Origin of the sequence: Shewanella sp. MSW (assembly GCF_007636515.1) — a bacterium.
Classification (GTDB): Bacteria; Pseudomonadota; Gammaproteobacteria; order Enterobacterales; family Shewanellaceae; genus Shewanella; species Shewanella indica.
Genome location: NZ_LVDR01000022.1, coordinates 46435 through 71432, shown reverse-complemented (window position 1 = coordinate 71432; position 24998 = coordinate 46435). Strand labels below are relative to the sequence as shown.

Annotated in this window: 26 protein-coding genes and 1 pseudogene; 14 read left to right on the top strand and 13 right to left on the bottom strand. The window is 53.3% G+C overall.

Going from position 1 to position 24998, the window contains the following annotated elements:
- The coding region (locus AYI96_RS18545) for a transposase (protein WP_186300091.1) at positions 1-263 on the bottom strand (263 nt) is incomplete at its 3' end.
- Positions 264-318: 55 nt separating this feature from the next.
- On the opposite strand from AYI96_RS18545, the pseudogene AYI96_RS18540 reads away from it, so the two are divergent.
- Positions 319-606 (top strand): annotated as a pseudogene (locus AYI96_RS18540) (type II toxin-antitoxin system HipA family toxin); the annotation flags it as partial.
- Complete coding sequence (locus tag AYI96_RS18535) at positions 603-1058, top strand: helix-turn-helix transcriptional regulator (protein WP_039035248.1); 456 nt, start codon at positions 603-605, stop codon at positions 1056-1058. The pseudogene AYI96_RS18540 and the gene AYI96_RS18535, both read left to right, overlap by 4 nt.
- A gap of 247 nt (positions 1059-1305) precedes the next feature.
- On the opposite strand, the gene fis is transcribed toward AYI96_RS18535, so the two are convergent.
- The 3 genes from fis to prmA all read right to left on the bottom strand — a co-directional run bounded on the left by fis (position 1306) and on the right by prmA (position 3631).
- Positions 1306-1611 carry a DNA-binding transcriptional regulator Fis gene (gene fis / locus AYI96_RS18530; protein WP_025011339.1) on the bottom strand — a complete coding sequence of 102 codons (306 nt, stop codon included), beginning with the start codon at positions 1609-1611 and terminating at the stop codon, positions 1306-1308.
- Positions 1612-1625: 14 nt separating this feature from the next.
- Entirely contained in the window at positions 1626-2597 is a 972-nt protein-coding gene (dusB, locus tag AYI96_RS18525; RefSeq protein ID WP_039035247.1) for a tRNA dihydrouridine synthase DusB, read from the bottom strand.
- Positions 2598-2749: 152 nt separating this feature from the next.
- On the bottom strand, positions 2750-3631 hold the full coding sequence (prmA, locus tag AYI96_RS18520; protein ID WP_071476002.1) for a 50S ribosomal protein L11 methyltransferase: 882 nt from the start codon (positions 3629-3631) through the stop codon (positions 2750-2752).
- Between the two features lie 351 nt (positions 3632-3982).
- On the opposite strand from prmA, the gene AYI96_RS18515 reads away from it, so the two are divergent.
- The 4 genes from AYI96_RS18515 (at position 3983) to AYI96_RS18500 (ending at position 8322) form a co-directional block, all read left to right on the top strand.
- Entirely contained in the window at positions 3983-4708 is a 726-nt protein-coding gene (locus AYI96_RS18515) for a fumarate reductase cytochrome b subunit (protein ID WP_025889945.1), read from the top strand.
- Positions 4709-4838: 130 nt separating this feature from the next.
- A complete protein-coding gene (locus AYI96_RS18510; protein WP_039035245.1) occupies positions 4839-5504 on the top strand; it encodes a fumarate reductase cytochrome b subunit in 666 nt (221 codons plus the stop codon).
- 65 nt (positions 5505-5569) lie between these two features.
- Positions 5570-7597 carry a fumarate reductase flavoprotein subunit gene (locus AYI96_RS18505; protein WP_100141828.1) on the top strand — a complete coding sequence of 676 codons (2028 nt, stop codon included), beginning with the start codon at positions 5570-5572 and terminating at the stop codon, positions 7595-7597.
- A complete protein-coding gene (locus AYI96_RS18500) occupies positions 7594-8322 on the top strand; it encodes a fumarate reductase iron-sulfur subunit (protein WP_028781383.1) in 729 nt (242 codons plus the stop codon). Before AYI96_RS18505 ends, AYI96_RS18500 begins: the two co-directional genes overlap by 4 nt.
- 153 nt (positions 8323-8475) lie before the next feature.
- On the opposite strand, the gene purD is transcribed toward AYI96_RS18500, so the two are convergent.
- Positions 8476-9771 carry a phosphoribosylamine--glycine ligase gene (gene purD, locus AYI96_RS18495; protein WP_144362126.1) on the bottom strand — a complete coding sequence of 432 codons (1296 nt, stop codon included), beginning with the start codon at positions 9769-9771 and terminating at the stop codon, positions 8476-8478.
- 134 nt (positions 9772-9905) lie between these two features.
- On the bottom strand, positions 9906-11495 hold the full coding sequence (gene purH / locus AYI96_RS18490; protein ID WP_039035254.1) for a bifunctional phosphoribosylaminoimidazolecarboxamide formyltransferase/IMP cyclohydrolase: 1590 nt from the start codon (positions 11493-11495) through the stop codon (positions 9906-9908).
- 276 nt (positions 11496-11771) lie between these two features.
- On the opposite strand from purH, the gene zntR reads away from it, so the two are divergent.
- Positions 11772-12263, top strand: a complete 492-nt coding sequence (gene zntR / locus AYI96_RS18485; RefSeq protein WP_071476007.1) for a Zn(2+)-responsive transcriptional regulator — start codon at positions 11772-11774, stop codon at positions 12261-12263.
- On the top strand, positions 12257-13591 hold the full coding sequence (locus AYI96_RS18480) for an SO_0444 family Cu/Zn efflux transporter (RefSeq protein ID WP_144362125.1): 1335 nt from the start codon (positions 12257-12259) through the stop codon (positions 13589-13591). The genes zntR and AYI96_RS18480 overlap by 7 nt, the downstream gene beginning before the upstream one ends.
- An 83-nt stretch (positions 13592-13674) precedes the next feature.
- Here the strand turns inward: AYI96_RS18480 and AYI96_RS20630 are convergent, their stop codons facing one another.
- Together AYI96_RS20630 and AYI96_RS18475 are read right to left on the bottom strand one after the other, a co-directional pair.
- Positions 13675-13806, bottom strand: a complete 132-nt coding sequence (locus tag AYI96_RS20630) for a hypothetical protein (RefSeq protein ID WP_256213884.1) — start codon at positions 13804-13806, stop codon at positions 13675-13677.
- Positions 13807-14232: 426 nt separating this feature from the next.
- Positions 14233-15120: a DMT family transporter gene (locus AYI96_RS18475; RefSeq protein WP_039035240.1), complete on the bottom strand. Its 888-nt coding sequence runs from the start codon at positions 15118-15120 to the stop codon at positions 14233-14235.
- A 125-nt stretch (positions 15121-15245) separates the two neighbouring features.
- Between AYI96_RS18475 and AYI96_RS18470 the strand changes: the two genes are divergently transcribed.
- A complete protein-coding gene (locus tag AYI96_RS18470) occupies positions 15246-16049 on the top strand; it encodes an AraC family transcriptional regulator (RefSeq protein ID WP_101095141.1) in 804 nt (267 codons plus the stop codon).
- A 618-nt stretch (positions 16050-16667) separates the two neighbouring features.
- On the opposite strand, the gene AYI96_RS18465 is transcribed toward AYI96_RS18470, so the two are convergent.
- Positions 16668-17057 (bottom strand): GreA/GreB family elongation factor, encoded by a 390-nt coding sequence (locus AYI96_RS18465; protein ID WP_224867961.1) that lies wholly within the window; start codon positions 17055-17057, stop codon positions 16668-16670.
- Positions 17058-17286: 229 nt separating this feature from the next.
- The gene (locus AYI96_RS18460) at positions 17287-18261 is read right to left on the bottom strand and encodes a LysR family transcriptional regulator (protein ID WP_039035238.1); all 975 of its coding nucleotides are present in this window, start codon (positions 18259-18261) and stop codon (positions 17287-17289) included.
- 683 nt (positions 18262-18944) lie between these two features.
- Between AYI96_RS18460 and AYI96_RS18450 the strand changes: the two genes are divergently transcribed.
- Complete coding sequence (locus tag AYI96_RS18450) at positions 18945-19412, top strand: GNAT family N-acetyltransferase (protein WP_144362124.1); 468 nt, start codon at positions 18945-18947, stop codon at positions 19410-19412.
- Positions 19413-19730 carry a putative quinol monooxygenase gene (locus tag AYI96_RS18445; RefSeq protein WP_071476011.1) on the top strand — a complete coding sequence of 106 codons (318 nt, stop codon included), beginning with the start codon at positions 19413-19415 and terminating at the stop codon, positions 19728-19730.
- A gap of 56 nt (positions 19731-19786) precedes the next feature.
- On the opposite strand, the gene AYI96_RS18440 is transcribed toward AYI96_RS18445, so the two are convergent.
- Positions 19787-20038 (bottom strand): hypothetical protein, encoded by a 252-nt coding sequence (locus AYI96_RS18440; RefSeq protein WP_025888228.1) that lies wholly within the window; start codon positions 20036-20038, stop codon positions 19787-19789.
- Positions 20039-20248: 210 nt separating this feature from the next.
- On the opposite strand from AYI96_RS18440, the gene AYI96_RS18435 reads away from it, so the two are divergent.
- Positions 20249-21127, top strand: a complete 879-nt coding sequence (locus AYI96_RS18435) for a radical SAM protein (protein WP_144362123.1) — start codon at positions 20249-20251, stop codon at positions 21125-21127.
- On the opposite strand, the gene AYI96_RS18430 is transcribed toward AYI96_RS18435, so the two are convergent.
- Positions 21128-21973 carry a mechanosensitive ion channel family protein gene (locus AYI96_RS18430; protein ID WP_071476012.1) on the bottom strand — a complete coding sequence of 282 codons (846 nt, stop codon included), beginning with the start codon at positions 21971-21973 and terminating at the stop codon, positions 21128-21130. It lies immediately after the preceding gene.
- A gap of 123 nt (positions 21974-22096) precedes the next feature.
- On the opposite strand from AYI96_RS18430, the gene AYI96_RS18425 reads away from it, so the two are divergent.
- Complete coding sequence (locus AYI96_RS18425; RefSeq protein WP_071476013.1) at positions 22097-22588, top strand: hypothetical protein; 492 nt, start codon at positions 22097-22099, stop codon at positions 22586-22588.
- Between the two features lie 19 nt (positions 22589-22607).
- On the opposite strand, the gene ygiD is transcribed toward AYI96_RS18425, so the two are convergent.
- Complete coding sequence (gene ygiD / locus AYI96_RS18420; protein WP_071476014.1) at positions 22608-23387, bottom strand: 4,5-DOPA dioxygenase extradiol; 780 nt, start codon at positions 23385-23387, stop codon at positions 22608-22610.
- Between the two features lie 406 nt (positions 23388-23793).
- Between ygiD and AYI96_RS18415 the strand changes: the two genes are divergently transcribed.
- Positions 23794-24969: a type III PLP-dependent enzyme gene (locus AYI96_RS18415; protein ID WP_039035229.1), complete on the top strand. Its 1176-nt coding sequence runs from the start codon at positions 23794-23796 to the stop codon at positions 24967-24969.
- The last annotated feature ends 29 nt before the right edge of the window (positions 24970-24998 follow it).

The following is a 24998-nucleotide window of genomic DNA, read 5'->3' as shown; positions in this document are numbered from 1 at the left end:
ACCTGAGGCTCGAAGGTGCCATCTCGGTCACGCGGAGTATGCAGCTCAAAGCTACCGGTAGCGGTCTTCAGTGTCTTACTGGTCTTGCCATTTCTGCGATTACCAGGCTGCTTATCTTCAAGATGTTGGTCGAGCTCAACATTGAGGGCCGCTTCAGTAAGCTGTTTAATGAGTGGTGTGAGAATACCATCTTTGCCGGTCAGGTCTTTACCTGCACGCAGAGCTTCAATGGCGGCTTCCATGTCAAATGTAGGTTTGGTCATTTGAATATCCTTTTGGGTGTATATTACTCAAATGACACAGATTTATGAACACTACCATGATTTTGCACCAATGAAGGCTGATCCTGAAGGGGTGGCCAGAACCACAAAGTGGCAAGCACCGCTCGAAGTTGGGGGTGAGTATGACTTTCAAGGTATTGCCGATTCGTTGGCCGATTTGGTGCCTGCTCAAGAGTTAATGGCAGCATTAAAGCTTACCGCCCGGCAATGTCATAACTTGAAGCAGCGCTTAATTGCGCGTGGTGTACCGGAACGGATTATCGATATGCCTGCGATTGGCTTTACTTATATCGAAGACAAGCTAACAAGGTGGGGATTGGTATGAGTGATAAAACATCTACCCTTGAGTCTGCTAAAGAGGCTATTGCTCGTCTTAGAGCTAATCGTCGGCAAGCTGGTGACGTTGCAATTGAAGCGTCAAAACGCCGGCTCTCACTAGGCGCTGAAGAGACTCATGCAAAGCAAACTCCTTCTCCCCAACGCGCTTCCAAGCATAGCGGGAGGGTGAGTACTGTTGAGAGACGTAAGGCCATCGAAGGCGTTACCCAAAGGCTATTACGCGGAGAACTTACTCAAGGGCAAGCTCTTAAAACTTTACGTATTGAGGTTTTAGGTCTAACCCAAGAGGAGTATGCAAATTTGGCTAAAGTGTCACGCAAGACCCTCTCTGACGTTGAGAACGATCGGGGTAGCTATAAGACTGATATTCTCGACCGATTGTTTAAACCCTTTGGCCTGAGAGTGGGGATTGTGCCTATCTCTACCGGCATCAAATAGCGACTATGGTTGTGCCTTTGTGGGGAGAATAAATACAGTTTCATACTGTATTTATTCTCGATTACCCGCTGGTTCCCTTGATCATTCGTTATCGAAGCGGTCGTTAGCATCCAGCTACTGCATAGTTTCTAGCTGGCCCTGATTGCTCCAGCTAGGAGCGTGTGTAACTCGGTGTATAACTAGAAGCAAAAAAGCCAGTCGTAGTGACTGGCTTTCTCTTTTAATACAAGCTCTTAATCCTTATGGATTAGTTCATGCCGTATTTTTTCAGCTTCTTGCGCAGTGTGCCGCGGTTGATGCCCAGCATATTGGCGGCGCGGGTCTGGTTGCCACGAGTGTGCTGCATAATGATATCAAGCAGAGGTGCTTCAACTTCGCATAGCACCATTTCATAAACTTCCTGGGCTTCTTGACCGTCCAACTGAGCGAAGAAGTTGCTGACAGCGCGCTTTACGGCGTCGCGCAGTAACTGGGGCTTGATGGTGCCGTTAGCGGTTTCGATTTTGCCTACGGTAAGCTGATGAGCTTCTGTGTGAGTTGTCTGATCAAACATTCGTATTCTGCTCTTTATTTATCTAGTACACATTCATCAAAAAAACGTTCCACCATGGAACATTGTTCTGCAGCGGTTTCCAGCCGGTTAAAGTCGGCACGGAACTGGCGCTGTTCTTCCTGGTCCAGGTACCATCCCATATGTTTTCTGGCGAAGCGGACGCCCTTTACTTCCCCATATAAATCATACAGTTTGGTTAGGTGTTCCAGCATCACTTGACGCTGCTCTGCCATCCCAATGGGCGCTAGCTTGCTACCTGTGTCCAGGTAATGCTGGATCTCTCTGAAAATCCAAGGCCTTCCCTGGGCACCCCGTCCTATCATCAGGGCATCGACACCTGTGTAATCCAGCACGAAACGCGCCTTCTCCGGACTATCGATGTCCCCGTTGGCGACAACAGGAATCGAGACATTCTGTTTGATCGCCTTGATGGTGTCGTACTCGGCATGACCCTTGTACATGCATTGGCGGGTGCGGCCATGAACCGCGAGCGCCGTAATGCCACTATCTTCGGCAATCCGGGCGATTTGAACACCATTTCTGTGTTCTGGGGCCCAGCCCGTGCGAATCTTCAGCGTTACCGGCACATCCACTGCGGCAACCACGGCATCCAGTATTTTCTTTACCAGTTCCGGCGATTGTAGCAGGGCAGAACCCGCGAGCTTTTTATTCACTTTTTTTGCCGGACAACCCATGTTGATATCTATGATTTGGGCGCCTTGCTCCACATTGTAGCGGGCGGCCCAAGCCATATTATCGGGGTCAGCCCCGGCAATTTGTACTGAGCGTATGCCTTCTTCACCCGAGTGCGTCATTCTCTGGCGGCTCTTGTCTGTGTCCCAAAGGTCGGGATTGGACGAAAGCATCTCTGACACTGCCATGGCTGCGCCATAACGGATACAGAGATTGCGGAAGGCCTGATCGGTGACACCTGCCATTGGTGCCACGATCAGCTGATTCTTCAGTTGATAGGGTCCAATCTGCATTTTACTGTTTCACCTTGCTCTTCAAAGGGGCGCTATAGTACGCCTTTTTGCCAGCGGTGAAAAGGTCAATAAATGACCTGAGCAAAACTTTTTTACTTGACTTTTGATTGGTTGGAAGTCAGCGCCAGTGCGCTCTGGCGCCGTCTTTAACGCTATTTGCGCACTCCTGTCAAGCGGCTCCAATCTTCTTTGTGAACCGCTTCGTCCATCTCGAACCATTGAGCGTAAAATTCGCGGATCTCTTCGGCTTGTTCCTGCAGTAAGCCGGACAGCGCCAGTTTGCCACCCGGACGAACCAACTCGGCGATCAGGGGGGCCAGTTCCCGCAGCGGTCCTGCCAGAATATTGGCAACCAACACATCGGCCTGAATATCTTTGGGTTGATCTTCAGGCAGGTAGAGGCTGAGTCTGTCATCCACGCCGTTGCGCTTGGCATTATCACGGGAGGCGTCTATCGCCTGGTAGTCTATGTCTATGCCTATGGCGTTGGTTGCGCCCAGCTTGAGACCGGCGACCGCCAGAATGCCGGAACCGCAGCCGAAGTCGACCAGCTGTTTACCTTGCAGCTCCAGGCCATCGAGCCACTCCAGGCACAGGGCCGTTGTGGGATGTGTGCCTGTACCAAAGGCCAGGCCGGGATCCAGGATCACGTTGACGGCTTCTGGCTCTGGGATTTCACGCCAGCTGGGACAGATCCACAGACGCTTGCCGAACTGAATGGGGTGGAAGCTGTCCATCCATTCGCGGACCCAGTCTTTATCTTCTATCTGCTCTATCTTGTAGTTCAGCTTGCCTTCGAGGAAGGGTTGTTGCTTGAGCATCTCGACTGTGGGAGTCAGATCTGTGCCGGCATCGAACAGAGCGACCACCACAGTGTCGGCCCAAAGTGGGGTTTCTCCCAGTTTGGGCTCAAAAATCGGTGTATCTTTACCATCTTCAAAGGTGATGGAAACACTGCCTTCCTCCAGCAACAGGTCGCTGAGCGCTTCGGCGTGCTCGCTGCTGCTGTGGATGCGTAACTGGATCCAGGGCATGGAATCTTCTCTCGTGGGGGACAATAAAGCGCTATTGTAAGCCATAGGTTGCCGGCCTTGCCAGCACGCCGGGGTAAATAAGACGGAGTGAAACCCGGTTTCAGCTTTGGCCCATCAGTGGCGCAATTTACGGTAATTATCTGTCTTTTTTGTTTCAAAATTTCAAATAAACGTTTGATTTATATTGGTTAATTGGTATTACCTCTGTTTTGCTGTAAGTGGTTTATTTGTGAGCATGATCAGATAATCCCCCACTTTCGATTGAGGCAGGTCACATTCAGACTCCTTGGTTGTTGGCGCAGTTTGGCTGTGAGTTATGTTGTAGATCCCAAGGATCTGTACCCAAAAAACATGCTGACAAAATATCACATCCCCGAGCGCTGGCTCGGTCATGCCAACAGCCACCACTGGTCGGCCAGAGCCGATCGCCTGCAGAGTGCCAGCGGCATTTTGCTGGGCATGTTTCTGTTGGCGCATCTTCACTTCGAATCCAGCATCATGCTGGGTAAAGAGGCTTTCTATAAGGTAGTGCAGGTGCTGGAAGGCGGTTGGTTCAGTGCCAGTGGTCACGGTTACCCACTGCTGACGCAACTCTTCTCTGTGTTCATTCTGCTGGTGGTGATACTGCATGCTGCTATGGCGCTCAGGCGCTTTCCGGCGCAGCTTGGCCAATGGCGGGCGCTGCGCAGCCATCTGCATCTGATCAAACACCGCGACAGCCACGCCTGGTTCTGGCAGTTGGCTACCGGCTTTATCCTGTTCTTCCTGGTGCCCATGCACCTGGTCACCATGATAGCCAATCCGGAAATCGGCCCCAATATGTCGGCCTACCGGGTCTGGCACGACAACACCTGGCTGCTGTATATCCTGCTGCTGCCTGCGGTGGTGATCCACGCCATGATAGGCCTGTATCGGGTGGCGGTGAAATGGGGCCTCAGCTTTAACCGCACAGGCCTGAGAAAAATAGCCAAGCTATTGATTGTATACCTTATTGTGCTTGGTTTAGGCAGTTTGGTGACCTATATGCTGCTAGGCAATGAGCTGAGCCTGCCGTTGCAGCCGTTCGTTCCCGGTTAACTCAATATCAGTTAAAGGTAAATTAACCGGCAGAAGTTTGATCTGCCTCAGGGTTCGTTCGCCCTTTGTGATCCACATTGGTTTGACTATCTTTAAGCGGTTAAGCCATTGGATGACAGGGAGAATATGGATGATACGACTGAATGAGCGCTGGGGCGGCTGGTTGGATCTGGGGCAGAGTGCTTCAGGCGTGTTGTTGGCGCTGTTTTTGTGGACTCACCTGTTGCTGGTGTCTTCAATATTGCTGGGGGCGCCGGCAATGGAATGGGTGGCCCGTAACATGGAGCTGAGTTTTCTCAGTGACGATGGCCACGGCTATCCCTGGGTGGTGAGCCTGATAGCCATAGCCGTTGCCGGGTTGGCGTTGCTGCATGTGCTGGTGGCTTTGCACAAGTTGCCTCTATCGCTCCGGCAGCAAAAAGTTCTGAAACAGCAACTAGTGCAAATTGATCATGGCGATACCCGCTTGTGGGTGTGGCAGGCCGCGACCGGAGTGGTGATTTTGCTGTTGCTTCCTGTGCATCTTTGGTTGGTGGGTTCGGCCCCGGAAACCATAGGGCCACAGGGCTCGGCCGACAGGATTTGGAACCAGTATGCCTGGGCCTTGTACCTGCCACTGCTGCTGACCGTGGAGTTACATGCCGCCATAGGACTGTACCGGGTGGCATTGAAATGGGGTGCAGCGCGGGATCTCAACAGCCGGGCGCGCCTTAGAAAAATTAAAACCATACTCAGTGTGGCGTTTATCGCCGTAGGTCTGGCGTCCTTGCTGGCCTTTTGGCCCCACGCGAGCTGAGTATCGATAACCCAAACAGATAGCTTTCGGGCAAACGGCATTGGGCCGTCCCATAAGGAGTGTGTGTGAAACTCATCTATACGGATTCGTTGGTTGTCGGCGCCGGATTGGCGGGGCTGCGGGTAGCCATCGCTTCCAAAGAGCGTGGCCTGGATACCCTGGTACTGTCGCTGATCCCTGCCAAGCGTTCTCACTCGGCCGCGGCCCAGGGCGGCATGCAGGCCAGTCTCGGCAATACCGTCAAGGGCATGGGCGACAGCGAAGATGTGCATTTTCAGGACACGGTCAAAGGCTCAGACTGGGGCTGCGATCAGCAGGTGGCGCGAATGTTCGCCCACTGTGCTCCCAAGGCGGTACGTGAGCTGGCCAACTGGGGCGTACCCTGGACCAGGGTGACTGCCGGGCCGCGTCAAGTGGTGGTCAATGCCGAAAAGGTGACTCTGGAAGAAGCCGCCGAGGCTCACGGGCTGATCAACGCCCGCGACTTTGGCGGTACCAAGAAATGGCGCACCTGTTACACCGCCGATGGTACCGGCCACTCGCTGCTGTATGCGGTGGACAACAAGGCGATCTCCATGGATATCCCGGTGCATGAGCGGGTCGAGGCGCTGAAACTCATCCACGACGGCAGCCGCTGCCATGGGGTTATTGCCCGCTGTTTGATCACAGGTGAACTCAGGGCTTATATCGCCCGGGCCACCACCATAGCCACAGGCGGCTATGGCCGTATCTATGAGGTGTCCACCAATGCGGTGATCTGTGAGGGGATAGGCCAGGCGCTGGCGCTGGAAACCGGGGTGGCGACCCTTGGCAATATGGAAGCCGTGCAGTTCCACCCCACGGCCATAGTGCCCGTGGGCATTCTGACCACAGAGGGCTGCCGTGGAGACGGTGGCTTGCTGCGGGATAAAGACGGCTACCGCTTTATGCCTGACTATGAGCCGGAAAAGAAAGAGCTGGCCTCCCGTGACGTAGTATCACGGCGGATGACAGAGCATATGCGTAAGGGCAAGGGAGTCGACAGCCCCTATGGCCCTCATCTGTGGCTGGATATCACCCTGCTGGGGCGCAAGCATGTGGAAACCAACCTGAGGGAAGTCAAAGAGATCTGCGAAAACTTCCTCGGCATAGATCCGGCTGAAGAGTGGATCCCGGTGCGGCCGACCCAGCACTATTCCATGGGCGGCATTCGCACTAATCACACAGGAGAGAGCCCGCAGCTCAAGGGGCTGTTCAGTGTCGGTGAGGCGGCCTGTTGGGACATGCATGGCTTTAACCGTTTGGGCGGGAATTCGCTGGCGGAAACCGTGGTCGGCGGCATGATCATAGGTAAATATGTGGCCGACTTCTGCGAGCAGGAGGAGCTGGTGCTGGATACGGCGCTGGTGCAGCGTTTCCGTGATGAGCTCAACCAGGAAATAGACGAGCTGCTGGCTCGGGAGCAGGGCGAGAGCCCGTTTGAGCTCAAGCGCCTGATGCAAAGAGTGATGATGGACTATGTCGGCATCTTCCGTAACGGCCCAGAGCTGGAAAAGGCGGTGGCCGAACTCAAGGATTTGCTGGCTCGTTCGCGCAATATTGTCGTCACCTGCAAGAAGCGCCACGCCAACCCCGAGTTGGTCGAGGCCCTACGGGTCAGGCGTATGCTTAAGGTGGCGCTGACAGTTGCCTGCGGCGCCCTGGCGCGCACCGAGAGCCGTGGTGCCCATGCCCGCGAGGATTACCCGCAGCGTAACGACAAAGACTGGCTCAGCCGTACCCTGGCCAGTTGGCCGGACGCCGACGCGCTGGAGCCTGTGCTCAGCTACGAGGCGCTGGATGTGATGCAGATGGAACTGCCGCCCGGTTATCGCGGCTATGGTGCCGACAATGCCATTGCCCATCCGGATACCGCCAAACGCGAGCAGGAGATTGCCGCCATTCTCGCGTCTTTGGGGCCGGATGCCGGCGCTGAAGACAAGCAGCGGGCGCTGATGCCGTTCGAACTGCCGGAAAGCCTGCGCCCCGGCAACGAGCGCCTGAGCGACCGCCTGGCTTACCCACAGACTTCAACCCCTTCTCAGCCTAACCCTGCCGGAGATGACAACGCATGAGTGGCCGCACTTTAACCTTCAGGATCTTCCGTTACGACCCACAGCAAGCGGGAGACAAGCCACAAATGGTGGACTATCAGCTGCAAGAAACCCCGGGGATGACGGTATTTATCGCCCTCAATCGCCTCAGGGAGGAGCAGGACCCATCGTTGCAGTTCGACTTTGTCTGTCGCGCCGGGATTTGCGGCAGCTGCGCCATGGTGATCAACGGCTTTCCTACCTTGGCTTGCCGCACCTTGACCGCCAAATATCCAGATGGACTGATCACCCTGATGCCGCTGCCAGGCTTTGAGCTGATAGGGGATCTGTCGGTCAACACAGGCAAGTTTATGCGTGAGCTGGCTGAAAGGCTCAAGCTGTGGCTGCACCCCAAGCCGGATCAGCAGGATATCCACCATTTGGAAGCCCCGATGGACCCGGAGGAAGCCGCCAGACTCTATGAACTGGAGCGCTGTGTGGAGTGCGGTGTCTGTGTCTCGGCCTGCGCCACCAAGCAGATGCGCGACACCTTTGTCGGCGCCGTCGGCATGATGAAAATCGCCCGCTTCGAGCTGGATAGCCGCGATGCCCGCAGCGCCGAGGACTTCTACCATGTGATAGGCAATCAGGATGGGGTTTTCGGTTGTATGACCCTGCTGGGATGTCAGGACAACTGTCCTAAAGACTTGCCCCATATGCAGCAGATAGCCTACCTGCGCCGCAAGATGGCCAGTACCTTGCTTTAAAGTGATTAAGCATTCAGAAAACTAAGCCTTCAGGGAACTATGCCTTCAGAGAACTAAGCCCTCAAAGAGCTAAGCTGAGGTTCAAACAGAAAAGCCCGGAATTTTCCGGGCTTTTCTGTTGACTGTTGAGTCTGGTTTACTGAGTGAAAGCTGTTATGCCTGCTCGCGGGCGATGGCGCGATAGCCTATGTCGGTTCTGAAGTAGACATCGTCCCAATGGACTTCATCCACCAGGGCATAAGCGGCCTGCTGGGCCTCGGTCACTGTGTTGCCCAACGCGGTGGCGCACATTACCCGGCCGCCATTGGTAACTACATGGCCATCGACCATCTTGGTACCGGCGTGGAACACCTTGGCTTCATTATTGCCGAGCGACAGCCCTTCGATAACATCACCCTTGCGGTAATCATCCGGATAACCCCCGGCGGCCATGACCACACCGACGGCGGCGCGCTGATCATATTCGGCGCTGACCTTGTCCAGCTCACCACGGCAGGCGGCCAGGCAGAGCTCCACCAGATCCGACTTGAGGCGCATCATGATAGGTTGAGTCTCGGGGTCGCCGAAGCGGCAGTTGTATTCCAGCACCTTGGCGCTGCCATCGGCGGCAATCATCAAGCCGGCATAGAGGAAGCCGGTGTAGACATTGCCTTCGGCGGCCATGCCGTCAACCGTTGGCCGGATAACATTGGCCATGACCCAATCGTGCACTGTTTGGGTGACAACCGGCGCCGGGGAGTAAGCACCCATGCCGCCTGTGTTGGGGCCGTTGTCGGCGTTGTCACGGGCCTTGTGATCCTGGCTGGTGGCCATAGGCAGAATATTGTTGCCGTCGACCATCACGATAAAGCTGGCTTCTTCGCCGCGCAGAAACTCCTCAACGACCACTCTGGAGCCGGCTTCGCCGAACTTATTGCCTGCCAGCATATCGTCGATGGCGGCATCGGCCTCGGTTTGATCCTGGGCGATGATCACCCCTTTCCCGGCGGCCAGGCCATCGGCCTTGATCACCACAGGGAAACCAGTGCGACCGGCAAGCTCGGCGACATAGGCCTTGGCCGGGGCAATTTCAGTGAAGTTCTGGTAGTCGGCGGTTGGGATCCTGTGGCGGGCAAGAAAGTCTTTGGTAAAGGCCTTGGAGCCTTCCAGTTGCGCCGCCGCTTCTGTGGGGCCAAAGATATTCAGGCCTTCGGCGCGGAAGGCATCGACCACTCCCAGTACCAGAGGGGCCTCTGGGCCGACTATGGTGAGGGCTATCTGTTGTTGCTTGGCAAAGGCCAGCAGCGCCGGGATATCCGTGGCTTCTATCGCCAGGTTTTCCAGCTTGGGCTCCAGCGCTGTGCCGGCATTCCCCGGAGCAACAAATACGGTTTCCACGGCGGCAGATTGCGCTGCCTTCCAGGCCAGGGCATGTTCACGACCACCACCACCAATCACGAGTACTTGCATCTTCTTATCCTTTTTCGCTTAACGCCTTGCGGGCTGGTTCCGGCCGGGCAGGGCTTTGTTACGGCGAATCGCCGGAGGTTATTCCGGCGATAAGTTCATTGCATCAGTGCAGGCCGGTTTGGGCCTGCTGACTATCAGTGACGGAAGTGGCGCATATTGGTAAATACCATGGCCATTCCATGCTCGTCTGCAGCGGCAATCACCTCTTCATCGCGGATGGAGCCACCGGGTTGAATGATGCAGCTGATACCGGCAGCAGCAGCGGCATCGATACCGTCACGGAAGGGGAAGAAGGCATCGGATGCCATCACAGAACCTTCCACGACCAGGCCTTCATCGGCGGCCTTGATACCGGCGATTTTGGCGCTGTAGACCCGGCTCATTTGACCTGCGCCCACCCCTATGGTCATGCCGTCTTTGGCATAAACAATGGCGTTGGACTTAACGAACTTGGCGACCTTCCAGCAGAACAGCAGATCTTTGATCTCTTCGGCAGTAGGTTGACGCTTGCTGACCACCTTGAGGTCGGCCTCGGTCACCATGCCTTGATCTCTGTCCTGGATCAGCAGACCACCGTTGACCCGCTTGTAATCCAGGCCCTTGGTACGGCCTTGCCACTGACCACATTCAAGCAGGCGGACATTGGCTTTCTTGGCAACCAGTTCGCGGGCTTGCTCGCTGACTTTAGGAGCGATGATCACTTCAACAAACTGACGCTCGACAATGGCCGCCGCAGTAGCGCCGTCCAGCTCACGGTTGAAGGCGATGATGCCGCCGAAGGCCGAGGTAGGGTCTGTCTTGAAGGCGCGGTTGTAAGCGTCCAGCAGATCGCTGCCCAGGGCGACACCACAGGGGTTGGCGTGCTTGACGATAACGCAGGCGGGTTGCTCAAACTCCTTGACGCATTCCAGCGCGGCGTCAGTGTCGGCGATATTGTTGTAAGACAGCGCCTTACCCTGCAGCTGCACGGCAGTGGCGACCGAGGCTTCGTCTGTGTTGAGGTCAACATAGAAGGCGGCACTCTGGTGGCTGTTTTCGCCGTAGCGCAGATCTTGCTTCTTCAGCAACTGAGTGTTGAAGGTGCGCGGGAACTTGGAATCCTGGTGACACTCGTCCTTGCTGTGGGCCGGAACCTGAGTACCGAAGTAGTTGGCTATCATGCCATCATAGGCGGCCGTATGTTCAAAGGCGGCAATGGCCAGATCGAAACGGGTCGCCAGAGTGGTTGAACCCTGGTGGGCCGCCATTTCTGCCAGTACGCGTTGATAGTCAGAGGCGTTGACCACTATGGTGACGTCTTTATGGTTCTTGGCCGCGGCGCGCACCATGGTTGGGCCGCCGATATCGATATTCTCGATGGCGTCTTCCAGGGTACAACCCGGTTTGGCAACGGTTTCGGCGAAGGGGTAGAGGTTAACGGCCACCAGGTCAATCGGGCCTATGCCGTTGGCTTCCATGACGGCTTCGTCCTGGCCACGACGGGCGAGAATACCGCCATGCACTTTGGGATGCAGTGTCTTGACCCGGCCATCCATGATCTCTGGGTGACCTGTGTAGTCTGAAACTTCAATGACAGGTATAGCGTTATCCGCCAGCAAGCGGGCGGTGCCTCCGGTGGACAGCAGTTCAACGCCCTGGGCATGCAGCGCCTTGGCGAACTCCAGGATTCCGGTCTTATCAGATACGCTCAAGAGCGCGCGACGTATGGGTCTGGCATTATTCATTTGGGTACAGTATTCCACTTTTTTATATTCAAGGATCTTTCGGAAAACCAGGCAGTGCTGATTGGCATTGTTTTCCAAAAGTCCCTCGAATGGTCCGGGAACCCTCAAGGCGCGCTGTATTTTAACGTAAAACAATTTGTGGCGGTGTTTTTTCTACGCGTTTCACAATATTGCTCTGCGAACAAGCCAAAACCTCGAAGCGGGCCAAAAAACACTTGACCTTGGATTAAGCTCCAAGCTTTATACTTGAATAGGAATTATTAGCAGGAACTGCATATGTACAGGATAGGTGAACTGGCCAAGCGCTTTGATATCAAGGCCGATACCCTGAGGTTTTACGAGAAACACGGCCTGCTGGCACCCTCTATGCGCACCGACTCCGGCTACCGGGTCTACAGCGACAGGGATGCCGAGCGGCTGAAGTTTATTCTCAGGGCCAAGGCGGTGGGTTTTACCCTGGGGGAGATAGCCGAACTCTTGTCCATTGAACTGGATAAGTCCAACCGTGCCTGCAGCGATGTCAAAGGCATGGTGGACGACAAGTTGGATAAGGTGCAGCAGAAAATTGCCGAGCTTAACCAGTTCCGCCAGTCTTTGCAGTTACTGTCTGATACTTGCTGTGGCGGCCCGGAAAGTGCCGAGCATTGTTCGATTCTGGAGGCGTTGGAGTCTTGTGACGATGAGCTGTCCCCCAGAGTCGAAACCGGCAGGGGGCACAATCACAGTCATGCCAATAGCCGTGCAAGTAGGGGCGCAAAATCATGTTGATGGATAATTTTATTGAGCTGTTTCTCGAGTCGGCGCCCTGGCTGTTATTGGGGCTGGTGCTGGCGGGGCTGCTGAAGGTTTTTGTTCCCATGAGCTGGATGCAAAAACAATTGGGGGGCCATGGCCTCAAGACCACGGTCAAGGCGGCCCTGCTGGGCGCGCCTTTGCCGCTGTGTTCTTGCGGCGTTATCCCGGCCGCCGTTGGCCTGAGGCGCAGCGGCGCCTCCAAGGCGGCCACCACCTCTTTTCTGGTATCGACCCCTGAAACCGGTGTCGATTCGGTCACTGTGTCCTATGTTCTGCTCGGCCCCTTTATGGCGATTGTCAGACCTATTGCTGCGGTATGCAGTGCCATAGTGGCGGGTTTGTTGGTTGGCCGCGATGATGAGCCGGTTTTGCCCTCTGAGGCAGTGAAGATGAGCGAGCCGGGGAAGGCTCAAGCTAAAACCGTGGCCCAGTTCAAGCCGACAGGCGCCGCTAACTACAGTCCTCTCAAGGCCGCGCCGACACAAGCTCAGAGTTCCTGCTGTGCCCCGGCCAAGGTGCAAGAGGCAGACTGCTGCAGTACGGTTAAGGTCAGTACCGCTAAGGCCAGCACCGCCGCCGCGTCTTGTTGCTCTTCGCTCAAGGGGGAAGCCACTCAGTCCTGCTGCTCTCAACCCAAGGTAGAGACGGCTTCATGTTGTTCATCATCACAATCGGCCTCAAGCTGCTGCGACAGTGATGACATGGCGGCTGAACTTAAGTCGAAGTCTGTCTTGCATAGAGTGCTGGCCGGTCTTAAGTATGCCGCCACGGATTTGGTGCGTGACACCGCCATCTGGTTGCTGGTGGGGTTGTTCTTTGCCGCGCTGGTACAGACCTATGTGCCGGGAGACTTCCTGGCCCAATGGGGCGGCGGTATTCTGGCTATGTTGGTGATGGTTCTCATCTCCATCCCCATGTATATCTGTGCCACAGCTTCAACGCCGATAGCGGCAGGTTTGCTGTTGGCCGGGGTTTCCCCGGGCGCTGTGTTGGTATTTATGCTGGCGGGACCTGCCACCAACATAGCTACTCTGGGCGTAGTCGCCAAAGAGATGGGTAAACGGGCGCTTTACGGCTATCTTGGTGGGGTACTCGGGGTGGCGCTGCTGGCCGGAATGCTGGTGAACCTGCTGGTGGCGAACTTTGGTTTTGAAGTGATGCCGCAGATAGGGGAAGAGCACCAGTTACTGCCACAGGCTGTGGTTAACTGGTCGGGGATTATTCTGGCGCTGCTGATGGGCAAGGTGATTTACGACAAGATCCCCAGGCGTTGGCTGCGGCGGGATTGCTGCTCCGGCTGACACTCAACAGATATAGGGAAAGGCGCTCGATTGAGCGCCTTTCGTTTTATCTATTGCCAAACAGGGGCTGTGAAGGGAGGGGGTCATTTGCTTTGTTTGATATTCTCCACAGGATTGAGTTTGGCCTGTTTCTTGGCTATTTTGGCGGCCCGTTTCTCCTTGGCAGAGTGCATGGGTTTCTTCTTTTGCTCTTTGCTGTTTTTGTGCTCTTTCATGGTGTTGATTCCATTGATAGCGAAAGCCTGGCTGGGGTTTATCTCCCCGCTTCCTGCAATTTAAGATCCACTTACAGCTGGCATACCGGTCAGTCAGACACCGGCGTGATTCAACCAGTTGGTCGGCTTGGGCCGACCTGGATATTTTACGCCTGTTGCCGAAATACTGCTGTCGGCTTCAATAGAATATTTGTGAATAACGCTCTGGTTTTGAGACGGTATTTGACTAAGGAGCGTTAACAAGCTTTATCTGTGCAGTGCGTCGGTTTGCAGGCCTGGACGCAAGGCGCGGTTCGCAGCCAATGGCCCTGGCCCTTTGCAAGAATTTTCTAAGAGTATTTCACTACAAAGTGGCCAGGGCCGTGCGCAAGATTGTGCGAGAGAGCGAGTGAAAGCTTGGACGAATCAGTCGCTGCCACAACTTTTTTAAAGTGCTTCCGCCTTGAGTATGGCTCTTGGGCGTCTGGCTCGATACTGCACCAGGCTGACCCCGGTCAGCACTAAAGCACCGCCGACATAGTGAGGTATTCCCAATTGCTCATCCAGTAGCGTGGATGCCAGCACGGCAGTGAAAATTGGCATCAGATTCATAAAGATGGCAGTTCTCTCTGTGCCCAGTAGGGCTATTGCTTTGATCCAGGCCCAAGGCGCCAGAATCGAGGCACAGATAGCGGCATAGGCTATCAAGGGCAGTGAAGCCTGAGTAATGCTGATACTGCTGGCAAAAAGCAGCAGGGGGGACAGCATGAACACGGCGAACAGTATTTGCACGTACAACAAATCCCAGGTCGGCAGTTGCAGTGACCAGCGTTTCAACAGCACGCCGTAGAGGGCGTAGACCACGGCGGCCAGCAGTAACAGGAGATCGCCGGGAACCACTGAGGTGGACAGCCGGGCCAAGTCGCCTTGGCTGAGCATAAACAGTAAGCCGCTGAAGGAGATAAAGGCGCCAAGCAGTGCCAATTTGGAGAGCCTTACTCCGAGTAAAGGCACCGCCAGCAACAGGCTGAGAACCGGCACCAGAGAGGTGATCAATGCCATATTGGTGGCGCTGGTGGTCGCGGCGGCAAAATACGCCAGGCTTTGGTTCAGCACCATTCCTAGGCTTGCCAACACGGCGAGTTTGCCAAGATGAGGGCGAATCATGGCGCGGCGGCGCCAAACCCCGGGAAGCAACACTGGGGTCAATAACAAAAGTGCAAAGGCCCAACGATAGAAGGAGATGGCTTCCGGCGCTATAACATCGGCGGAGAGTTTATTAACCAGACTATTGCCGGCCCAGATGGCTACCGCCAATAAGGGAAAAAGATACAAAAAAGGACTCCTCAGCCCTAAGAACAAGGCTTAACAGATAGATAATAGGGGCAGATTATTTCACGTCTTATGTGATATACATATCTGCTATCAGACAAGTTCAATCCGCCTTCGGACATAGGTATATGGCTAATATTTATCATCCACCGGGGCAGCATCCTGGTGATGGCTCACAGGTGTTTTTCTATTACCAGCAGTTTTCACCCGATACGCTGACACCCATGCACAGCCATACCTGGGGGCAACTGCAATTGAGTCGCGGTGGTTTGATGGAGCTGGTGGCTCAAGGGCGGCGCTTTATGTCGTTGTCGCAGTGCGGTATCTGGATCCCGGCCGGTATAAAACATGAGAGCTACATGCGCCGCTGCGTGCAGTACAGTTCAATGAATGTGCCGCAGGAACTGGCTACCAGGCTGCCCAAGCACATCTGCCTGCTGGAGTTGAGTCCGATAGCGGAAGCTATTTTGATGGACTTGAACTCAAGAGGTGTTGAGCTGGCCCATACGCCTGAGGATCAAAGGCTGCTTAAGGTGCTATTGGATCAATTGAGTCGGGCCAGGGAAGTGCAGCCTTTTTTACCGGTAACCGACCATCCCATGTTGCAAGCCATAGCTGCCGAGCTGGAAGCCGTACCTGAGGGCGGGCGCAGTTTTGCTGCCTGGGCAGATACCTTGGGGACAACAGAACGCACTTTGGCGCGCTTGTGCCAGGCAAGGCTTGGGATGAACTATACCGAGTGGCGGCAACGTTATCGCTTTATCCACAGTTTACAATTGCTGCGGCAAGCGATATCAGTAAAAGAGGTGGCATTGACGCTGGGGTATCATCAAACCTCGCCCTTTATTAGTTTGTTTCGCAAGTATGCCGGTTGTACACCACAGGCTTACAGGCAACAACTGGCCCAAGGAAGTGCCCTTGTTCTTCCTTGAAAAAAAGGGGCGCCTTAAGGCGCCCAAAAGGTGGCTCGAAACTAAGGAAGGTGCGAACAAGTCCTCGTGGCACTCTGGCTTACACAGCAATTGGCGTTCAAGGCATCTGACTGAAGGCATGCCGGGGCCTGTCGAAGTCGGATAACGCAGAGAGCCCTTTGCAGTGAAAGCCCCGAAGGGCGTGGCTTACAGGCCTGCCTGCTGTGTTGTGTTTCTTGCAAAGGACTAGGGCCATTTGCTGCGAACCACGCCTTGCATTCAGGCCTGTAAGCCGACGCAGAGCACACATGGGACTTATTTGCACCTTCCCGAAGGAGTAGCTTGGGCTTACTCTTGATCTGCGCGTTTTTCGCGCTTTTCCCGTCGTTTTTCTTTCAGGGATTTAGTTGGTTTTTTCTTCGCTTTTTCTTTACTCATGAGCGTATCTCCTCTTCAATGACCCCTCTCCACGCCGCCGCTTTGCCAGGAGAGAGGGCTGTTTCCCCTTTGACCGACCGGGAAAGAGGCGGTGGTCAAAGGATTAAGCCAAACCCCGGATCATCCTGTCGGGGCAGTTCACGGCTGAATTAAACACTTCAAGGCACTGTCTCCTCTTGTTAAGCGTCTATAAGCATGCAATCAGGCTGGCAGGCAGGGCCTTGGCTGGTTCAGGGATAAGATCTGAAACAGCACGGGGCCACCTGGTACATCCACTTCAATCAGTTCATCCAGCGTACATCCGAGCAGGGCTTCGCCCAGATCGGACAATACCGAATAGCGGCCGGAGTCGGGATCATGTTGTTGTGGATAAACCAACTCTACCTCCAGAAATTCGCCGGTTTTCAGGTTTTGTAGGCGCGCCTTGGTTCCCGGGTGCACCACACCGCCGCCGGGACAGGGTTGCGCCAGTCTGGCGATCACCGATGCCAGGGTCAGTGGTCTCAATGAGACATTGAACGAGTTTTGCAGATAGAGCTGCGATGTTTTGAATGAAAATAGATCTGCCAGTGCAGACAAAGATTTATACACCACCACAACCTCACAGGCTGAAACGGAAAATGAATAGAAAACTTTGTTACTGCCGGATGCGCGGCCGCACCCGGCTTACACTGGAAATGTCAGTGAGGTGCTCTTGAGAGAAAAAGTGTGACTGTACATAATGAGCCTCCGCAACATCAATGCAAGTGCAAGCACTTAAAAATAAGGGAAAATATGACCAACACCCACCATAGCCCAAGGAGATCGTAAAAGCAAACCCTCAATGGTCACAGCAGATATTGGTCGGGGTCATCTGTGCCAAATTCTCCGGGGGAATGACATAGGGGGGTATGTCCAATACCAGATTACCCCAACGTTGGAACAAGGCTTCATAGAAGTATTCGATAAAGGTGCGGCATTTTCTCGGTAGATAGGCGCGTTTGGGATAGATGAGATTGACAGTGACATGCTCCATGGGAAAATCTTGCAGTATCGGCAGCAAGTCACCTCGCTGCAATGCATCATAGGCAATCATCATAGGTAGGCTGGCGATCCCAAGGCCATCTATGGCGGCTTCTCTGGCCAGGGTGATATTGTTGACCTGCAAGCGACAGTCGGGAATGATCTCTTGCCACTGCTTGCCATCAAATATTCGCCAGTTGCCATCTATGTATGGTGATGCCAGGCGTATTCCTTTGTGCTTCAATAGCTCATCGGGTGAAGCCGGTGTACCAAATTTCTGTAGATATTCCGGGCTGGCCATCAACACCTTGTGGGCATTTATCAGGCGGAAGTTTTCCAGTCTCGGGTCATCCAATCCCTGGACATGAAACATCACATCGATCCCTTCTTCGACCATATCTACTTTGCGGTTGGTCAGTTCGGCTTCAATCTGCATTTGTGGATAGTCTTCCAGAAATTTGGCAATTACAGGGCCGAGAGCTTGCTGGCCAAATTCTATTGGGCAAACAATACGCAGGTTGCCGCGGATAGTTTGCTGACTGGCGCTGAGTTGATCTTCGGCGCTGCGTAAATCCGTGAGTATTTTATTGACTTTGTTGAAGTAAATAGACCCTGCCTCAGTCAGTTTCAGGCTACGTGTGGTGCGTAGTAAAAGCTGTACTCCAGTGCTGTGTTCCAACTCGGCTATCTTACGACTAACGGTCGCCTTGGTGATGCCCATTGCCTTAGCTGCGGCGGTAAAGCTTCCCTTATCAACAACTTGTGCAAAAACCTGTATCCGATTAAGATCCATTTTATTGTTACGCCTGTGAAACAGTGGGTTGAGTATCGGGTATCTAATAAATCTACTGAGACAGTTGTAAAATACCACTGCAAACTTCAGGAGTCTAATGATGTCAATGAGTGAGGCCGTCAGCGTTATCTTCGGCTCTCTTGGAATGTGATTACTGACATCGGCAGTCAATATTTATTGAAGCCAAAAACAGTGCTGATATAAAAACTGATATTGCTTGTGCTCGACCCTTGGTGCCGGATGGGGTTGTGTGAGGTAAGGGGACTCGACAGAGCCCGACTTCCACATTGATAACCCGGTTCGCCGATACAGACCTATTTAGATGCGTTTCCCGACCAAACCTTTACTGGTGTTATCGATAGTCTGTCACCGGCCTCCGGCGCCAAACCTATCCCACCTTCTCTAGGCTACGCCGGGAGATGGCTTGGCGCTTAACTCGGTAACTTGGGCTATTTTTCTTTGTGGCGCTTGGCTTTGAATAACAAGCAAGGCCGGTTATTTTGAGGACTCGGGACGAGCGATCACTGTCTTATCGACCACATCATGGGGCAGGCCAATGATTGGAGCGTGCGTCTCTTGGTTATACATCTTCATCCCTCCTATCGTACTCATTGCTGAGATATTTTGCGCCGAATTTCAGACTGGTGTAGGCTGAGTTTCCGAGAAATAACAGAGTACTACCTGTGCAGTGGCAACTATTACCCTTTACAGAGTTAACCTTGGACTCCCTCTATGAGTTGATGAAACTGAGGGTGGATATTTTTGTAGTTGAACAAAATTGCCCTTACCCTGAGTTGGATGAAAAAGACCGCGTGGCGGGGACCATGCACCTGCTTGGCTGCGGTAGTTCCGGAGAATTGTTGGCTTATGCCAGATTGCTGCCAGCAGGTGTCAGTTATTCCCAGGTCAGTATCGGCCGGGTAGCAGTCGCGCCCAAGGCTCGTGGTGATGGCCGCGCCAGGCAGTTGATGCAGGAGGCGATTGTTAATTGTCAAAAGCTGTGGCCGGCTGAAGATATCAAGATTGGCGCGCAGGATTATCTGCGGGCGTTTTACCAGAGTTTGGGGTTTGAAGCGGTTTCAGATGTTTATCTGGAAGATGGCATTCCCCACCTGGATATGTTGTTGCATGCTCAAAAGAAGGACACTTGAATGTCGTTATATCGTATAAACCAGCGTCAAATCGTATGTGTGGCCAGCTTTCTGGCCAAACCAGGCAAAGAACAGGCTTTGATTGAGGTGCTGGCGGCACTAATCACGGATACTCGCAAGGAAGATGGTTGCATTCGTTACGAGTTGAATCAGAGTCGTGATGAGCCGCGCAGGATCACTTTCGTTGAGAAGTTTGTCGACATCGAATCTTTCGATCAGCACTGCGCTAAAGAAGCCATCCAGCACTATTTCCATCAGCAAATGCCTGAGCTGGTAGAGTCCCATCATGTAGAGACTTATCAGGAAGTCATCGTCTGATATTTCCGGGATGAATTGAAGCAGGCTTTAAAACCAATGCCCCGTCCGGGGCATTTTCAGGCCCTGAGGCGAATATCCGGTTGCAGATCCAGCTCTCCTGCCGAGGAGATAGTCGCCAGCTGTGCATGCTGAGCTATGATAGCCAAGGGTCCACTGAGCAGATTACGTACAAACAGCAAGCGATAACCATATCCCTGTAAGCGATAGAAGGCGAGTTGTTGCTCGGCAGTCATGGCATGCCAATGGATGCTATTGCTGACCTGCTCTGCGTCCGGCTTTCGTCTGTCAGGTACTTGTGTGGCGATCATAGTGACTCTTTCCCAGATTGGCACTTGCTGACCATAAGGCGCTGCAGTTGTTACGTATTTGGCTAATATAACAGGCTTGCATGACTTAAAATATGATTTTGTTCAAAAAACAGACTAATTTAGCGCTTCAGTGTTAGCCCTAAAGTTTAAGCCTGGTCGTTACCGGAACATAAAGGGGTAATAGCGATTGGGTCATCGAGGAGGAGCCGTATGTTGTCTTATATTGAACCTGTGTTCCGGCCGCCATCGGAATGGAAATCTCTCATATTGCAGGTAACCAATGGTTGCAGCTGGAACCGCTGCGCTTTTTGCGACATGTATACTCAGGAGCAAAAGCGGTTTAGGGCGTTTAATTTGGAAAAGGTGGAGCAAGACCTGCGCCGGGTTGCAGCTTCCGGCGCCGAGGTGAGCCGGGTGTTTTTGGCCGATGGTGATGCCATGACTTTGCCGTTTGCCAGGTTGGAACAGATTTGTGAGCTGATTCATTACTACTTACCCAATGTCAGTCGCATCAGCAGCTATTGTCTGCCACGCAACCTTGGTAACAAGAGTGTGGAGCAGCTACAGCGGCTGCGGCAACTTAAGCTGTCCTTACTGTACGTGGGCTGTGAGAGTGGTGATGACGAGGTGCTGACCCGTATTGGCAAGGGGGAGAGTTACGCCTCCTCGCTGGCGGCGCTGGAGAAAATCCGTGCTGCCGGGATTAAGTCATCTGTGATGATACTCAATGGTCTGGGGGGTGTGGCTTTATCGAGGCAACACGCACTTAATTCAGCGCGGTTGATGAATGAGGTGCAGCCGGATTATCTCAGTACCCTGGTGGTGACCCTGCCACTTGGCAAGGAAAGAATGGATAGTGCGTTTGATGGCGATTTTCAAATGCCGGACCAAAGACAACTGTTGCTGGAGATGCGTTATTTGCTGCAGGAGTTGGAGTTGAAGCAGACCATTTTCCGTTCGGATCATGCTTCCAATTATTTGGTGCTGAAAGGCATACTTGGGCGGGATAAGGCCAAATTGATGGCGACGGTTGAGGAGGCGCTCGCAGGACGCTTCGCCCTGCGAGCCGAGTGGCAAAGAGGCTTGTGATCAGTTCTCTTGTCGCTCAGTGATCCTTATGTCCCGTGCCGGGCAGGGGATCTGAATTCCTGCTTGTTGCAGGCCTTGCCAGATTTGCAGATTTATTTGGTACTTATCCTGGAAATAGCTGGCAGTGGGAACCCAATAGCGCACGCCGATATCTATGCCTGTGCTGTTAAAACCATTGATACCCACCTGTGATGGGGAGTTGGCATCGACACTGGGATGGCTGCCGATCACCGCCTGAGCGATGGCTATCGCCTGCTGGGGATCGGCTTGATAGTCGATATTGAAGTGGGTTTCCACCAACTTGTTGGCAAAGGAGTTATGTAGTATCTCGCCGACAATGTGTTTATTGGGAATGCTAATCTGCTCGCCTTCCTCGTTGGTGAGTATGGTCAGCCCCAGATGAATATCTTTGACCAGGCCAGTGGTCCCCTTGACCGTGATGGTGTTGCCCACGATAAAGGGACGAGTGACGATAATGGTCACCCCAGCGGCGTAGTTGGATAACATGCCCTGAATTGCCAACCCGGCACCCAGTGACGCGGCACCTATGGCTGCCACCATGGGGGTGACGCTTATCCCCAACTTACCTAAGGCAACGATGGCGATCATTATGATGATCAGTATCCGCACCAGATGGGTGACAAAGGTGGCCAGGGTGACATCGACATTGTGTTTTGCCAACTGGCGGCTGACGGTGTTGGCCACTTTGGCGGCCAGCCACAACCCCAGTAGAAAGATGATCAGTGCACCCAGGAGTTGGAAGCTGTATTTCACCAAAAACTCGGTTATCAGATCATAAACATTTTGCAGCTGCGCCAACTCCAGCTCCAACCCGGTATTTTTCATTGCTTGGCTCCTTTCCTGAAATGTCGCAAGATATGGACACAATATTCCTGAGTCATGTCACTCACTTGTATTCAATAACAGGGTATTCTGCCTCTTTGTTATGGCAAATTAAAAGGGAACTATATGAAGTCTTTTGCGTTTTTATTTTCTCTGTGTCTGACCATATTGGTCAGCCCTATGATCCAGGCTTCCGAATATACAGTGGGCGATAGATTGACTCCCATTTCGCTGCAGGATCAGCATGAAGCAACCATGGTGTTGGATACTTCGGCCAAGTATCTTTTGTTTGGTCGCAGCATGAAAGGCGGGGAGATCATCAAAACTGCACTCGAAGGCCGTGATAATCAGGCGTTGCAACAGGCGGGTATCTTTTACCTGGCCGATATCAGCGGTATGCCATCCTTGATTGCCAAATTTGTTGCCATTCCACAGATGCGGGATCTGACTTTCAGTATTGCTCTGGACAAAGAGGGTGAGATCAGCAAATTACTGCCCGCCGCCAAGGATGCCGCCAGCCTGATCTCTCTGGACAAGTTGGCCATTACCAAGCTGCAATACTTTGATGATGCCGAAGCCCTGAAGCAGGCACTCAAAGAAGCCGGGCTGCAAGACTGAGCCCTTGGCAGCTAGAGCTTCAGCCGAGCTGCAGACTCAACATACTGATAGCCCCCATCTCCAGGCTGTTGTTGAACAGCAGCCTGCGCTCTCCCGGGAAGGCGCTTCCCAATAAATAAAACAGCGGCTGCAGATGCTCATCTGTTGGATGACACAGCTCGGCGGTGTTGGCATCGACCAGGGTTTTATAGTCCAGCAGCGCTGAGTATTCTTCTGCCAATAAACTGTCGGCAACCGCTTGATTAAACCGGGTCGCCCAAGGCCGTGGTGGGCTGCCTGGTGCCAGGACGCGCAGATTGTGGACCACATTGCCTGAACCTATGATCAGTACGCCTTGCTCGCGCCAATGCCTTAACTCGCGTCCAAGCTGAAATTGCTGCTGCGCTCTGAGGTTTTGATCCAGACTCAGCTGAAATACCGGAATATCGGCCTCGGGGTAGAGGTGAACCAAGGCCGACCAACTGCCATGATCCAACCCTTGCGAATTGATACGAGTGACAGGAATGCTCAAACTGGCAGCAACCTGCTCTGCCAACTCCGGCGCGCCGACGGCCGGGTACTGCATGGCAAAGAGCTCGGCGGGAAAACCGCCGAAATCATGTATGGTTTGCGGCCGACGTGCGGTGGAAATAACTGTGCCCCGTGTCAACCAATGGGCCGAAAGTAATAATATCGCTCTGGGCCTGGGGAGTGTTTGTCCCAGCTTTTGCCACTGCTGTGTGGTGGTGTTGTTTTGCAAAGCGTTCATCGGGCTGCCATGGCCCAGAAACAGCGCCGGCATTATCTGTGTTGCGGACATAGAGTCTCCAAATCAGCTATCGGATGCAGCTCCTGACATATTTGCATTCAGCTTACCCGGACGCTCGATTGAAAATAATCGCAAAATACTCGCTATATACTTCCATTAAATCGAATATCCGGTGCACTCTTGCTTGCCGCTATGCTTTACCTGTAGCCGTTTGCTTTGAAGCATCTTCAAGCGAGCAGCAATCATGGTTTGTATTTGAGGGTGAAAGTAGTAATTGCATGATTCTTAATGATTTTAATTTGTAGTCGTTAGGGTTTGAATTTTTGGAATAAAAAATTATTTTTAATGTATAAAAATTCATTGCCTGAGAGGCTGAAATAGCGTTTACTGCGCTGGATTTTAATCCGCATCGGCGAGGCTGTTCGCCGCACTTGAATGTCGAGGAGACACAGGGCCAATGAGCCAATTTCAATCTATTGATGTTGCTGATTATTATGACAATGAAACCTTTGAGCGTATCAAAGCTTTTGCCAGTGATAAGGTGACACCTTTTGTGGTGATAGATACCAAGATCATCGCGAAACAGTATGATGATATGGTGCAGAGCTTTCCCTTTGCTAGCGTTTATTATGCAGTGAAGGCCAACCCGGCACCTGAGATCCTCAGCTTGCTGCGTGATAAGGGCGCCAATTTTGATATAGCCTCCATCTATGAGCTGGATATGGTGATGGAGTTGGGTGTTTCCCCCGAGCGGATAAGCTATGGCAATACCATTAAAAAACGCAAGGATGTCAGAGCTTTCTACCAGCGTGGCGTGACTATGTTTGCCTCAGACTCAGAGGCCGATCTGCGGATGATTGCCGAAGAAGCCCCTGGGGCCAAGGTTTATGTGCGGATCCTCACCGAAGGGACTGAAACCGCCGATTGGCCTTTGTCGCGTAAGTTTGGTTGTCAGAACGAGATGGCCTATGAGCTTTTGGTGCTGGCCAAGGAGTTGGGGTTAAAGCCATACGGCTTGTCGTTCCATGTGGGCTCTCAGCAACGGGATATTGGGGCTTGGGACGCGGCTATCGGTAAGGTGAAGGTGATATTTGACCGGCTCAAAGAGGAACACGGCATAGTGCTGGAGATGATCAATATGGGCGGCGGCTTTCCGGCCAACTATATCGACAAGACCAATAGTCTTACCACTTACGCCGAGCAGATCATTCATTTCCTCAAAGAAGATTTTGGTGAGCAGTTGCCCAAGATAGTGCTGGAACCCGGGCGCTCCTTGATTGCCAATGCCGGAGTGTTGGTCTCTGAGGTGGTGCTCATCAGCCGTAAGTCCAACACGGCACTGGAGCGCTGGGTATTTACCGATGTCGGTAAGTTTTCCGGGCTGATTGAGACTATGGACGAAGCGATTAAGTTTCCGATTTACACTGAGGCTCAAGGGGAGCTGCAACCTTGCGTCATTGCCGGGCCTACCTGCGATAGCGCCGATATAATGTATGAACAGTACAGTTATGGGTTGCCAGAGGAGTTGGCTATCGGCGATAGGCTTTATTGGTTGACCACTGGCGCTTATACCACCACTTATTCGGCTGTGTGCTTCAATGGTTTTCCGCCTTTGCAAGACTACTACTTGTAATCCTGGCTAGGGTTTTAGCCTAAATTGAT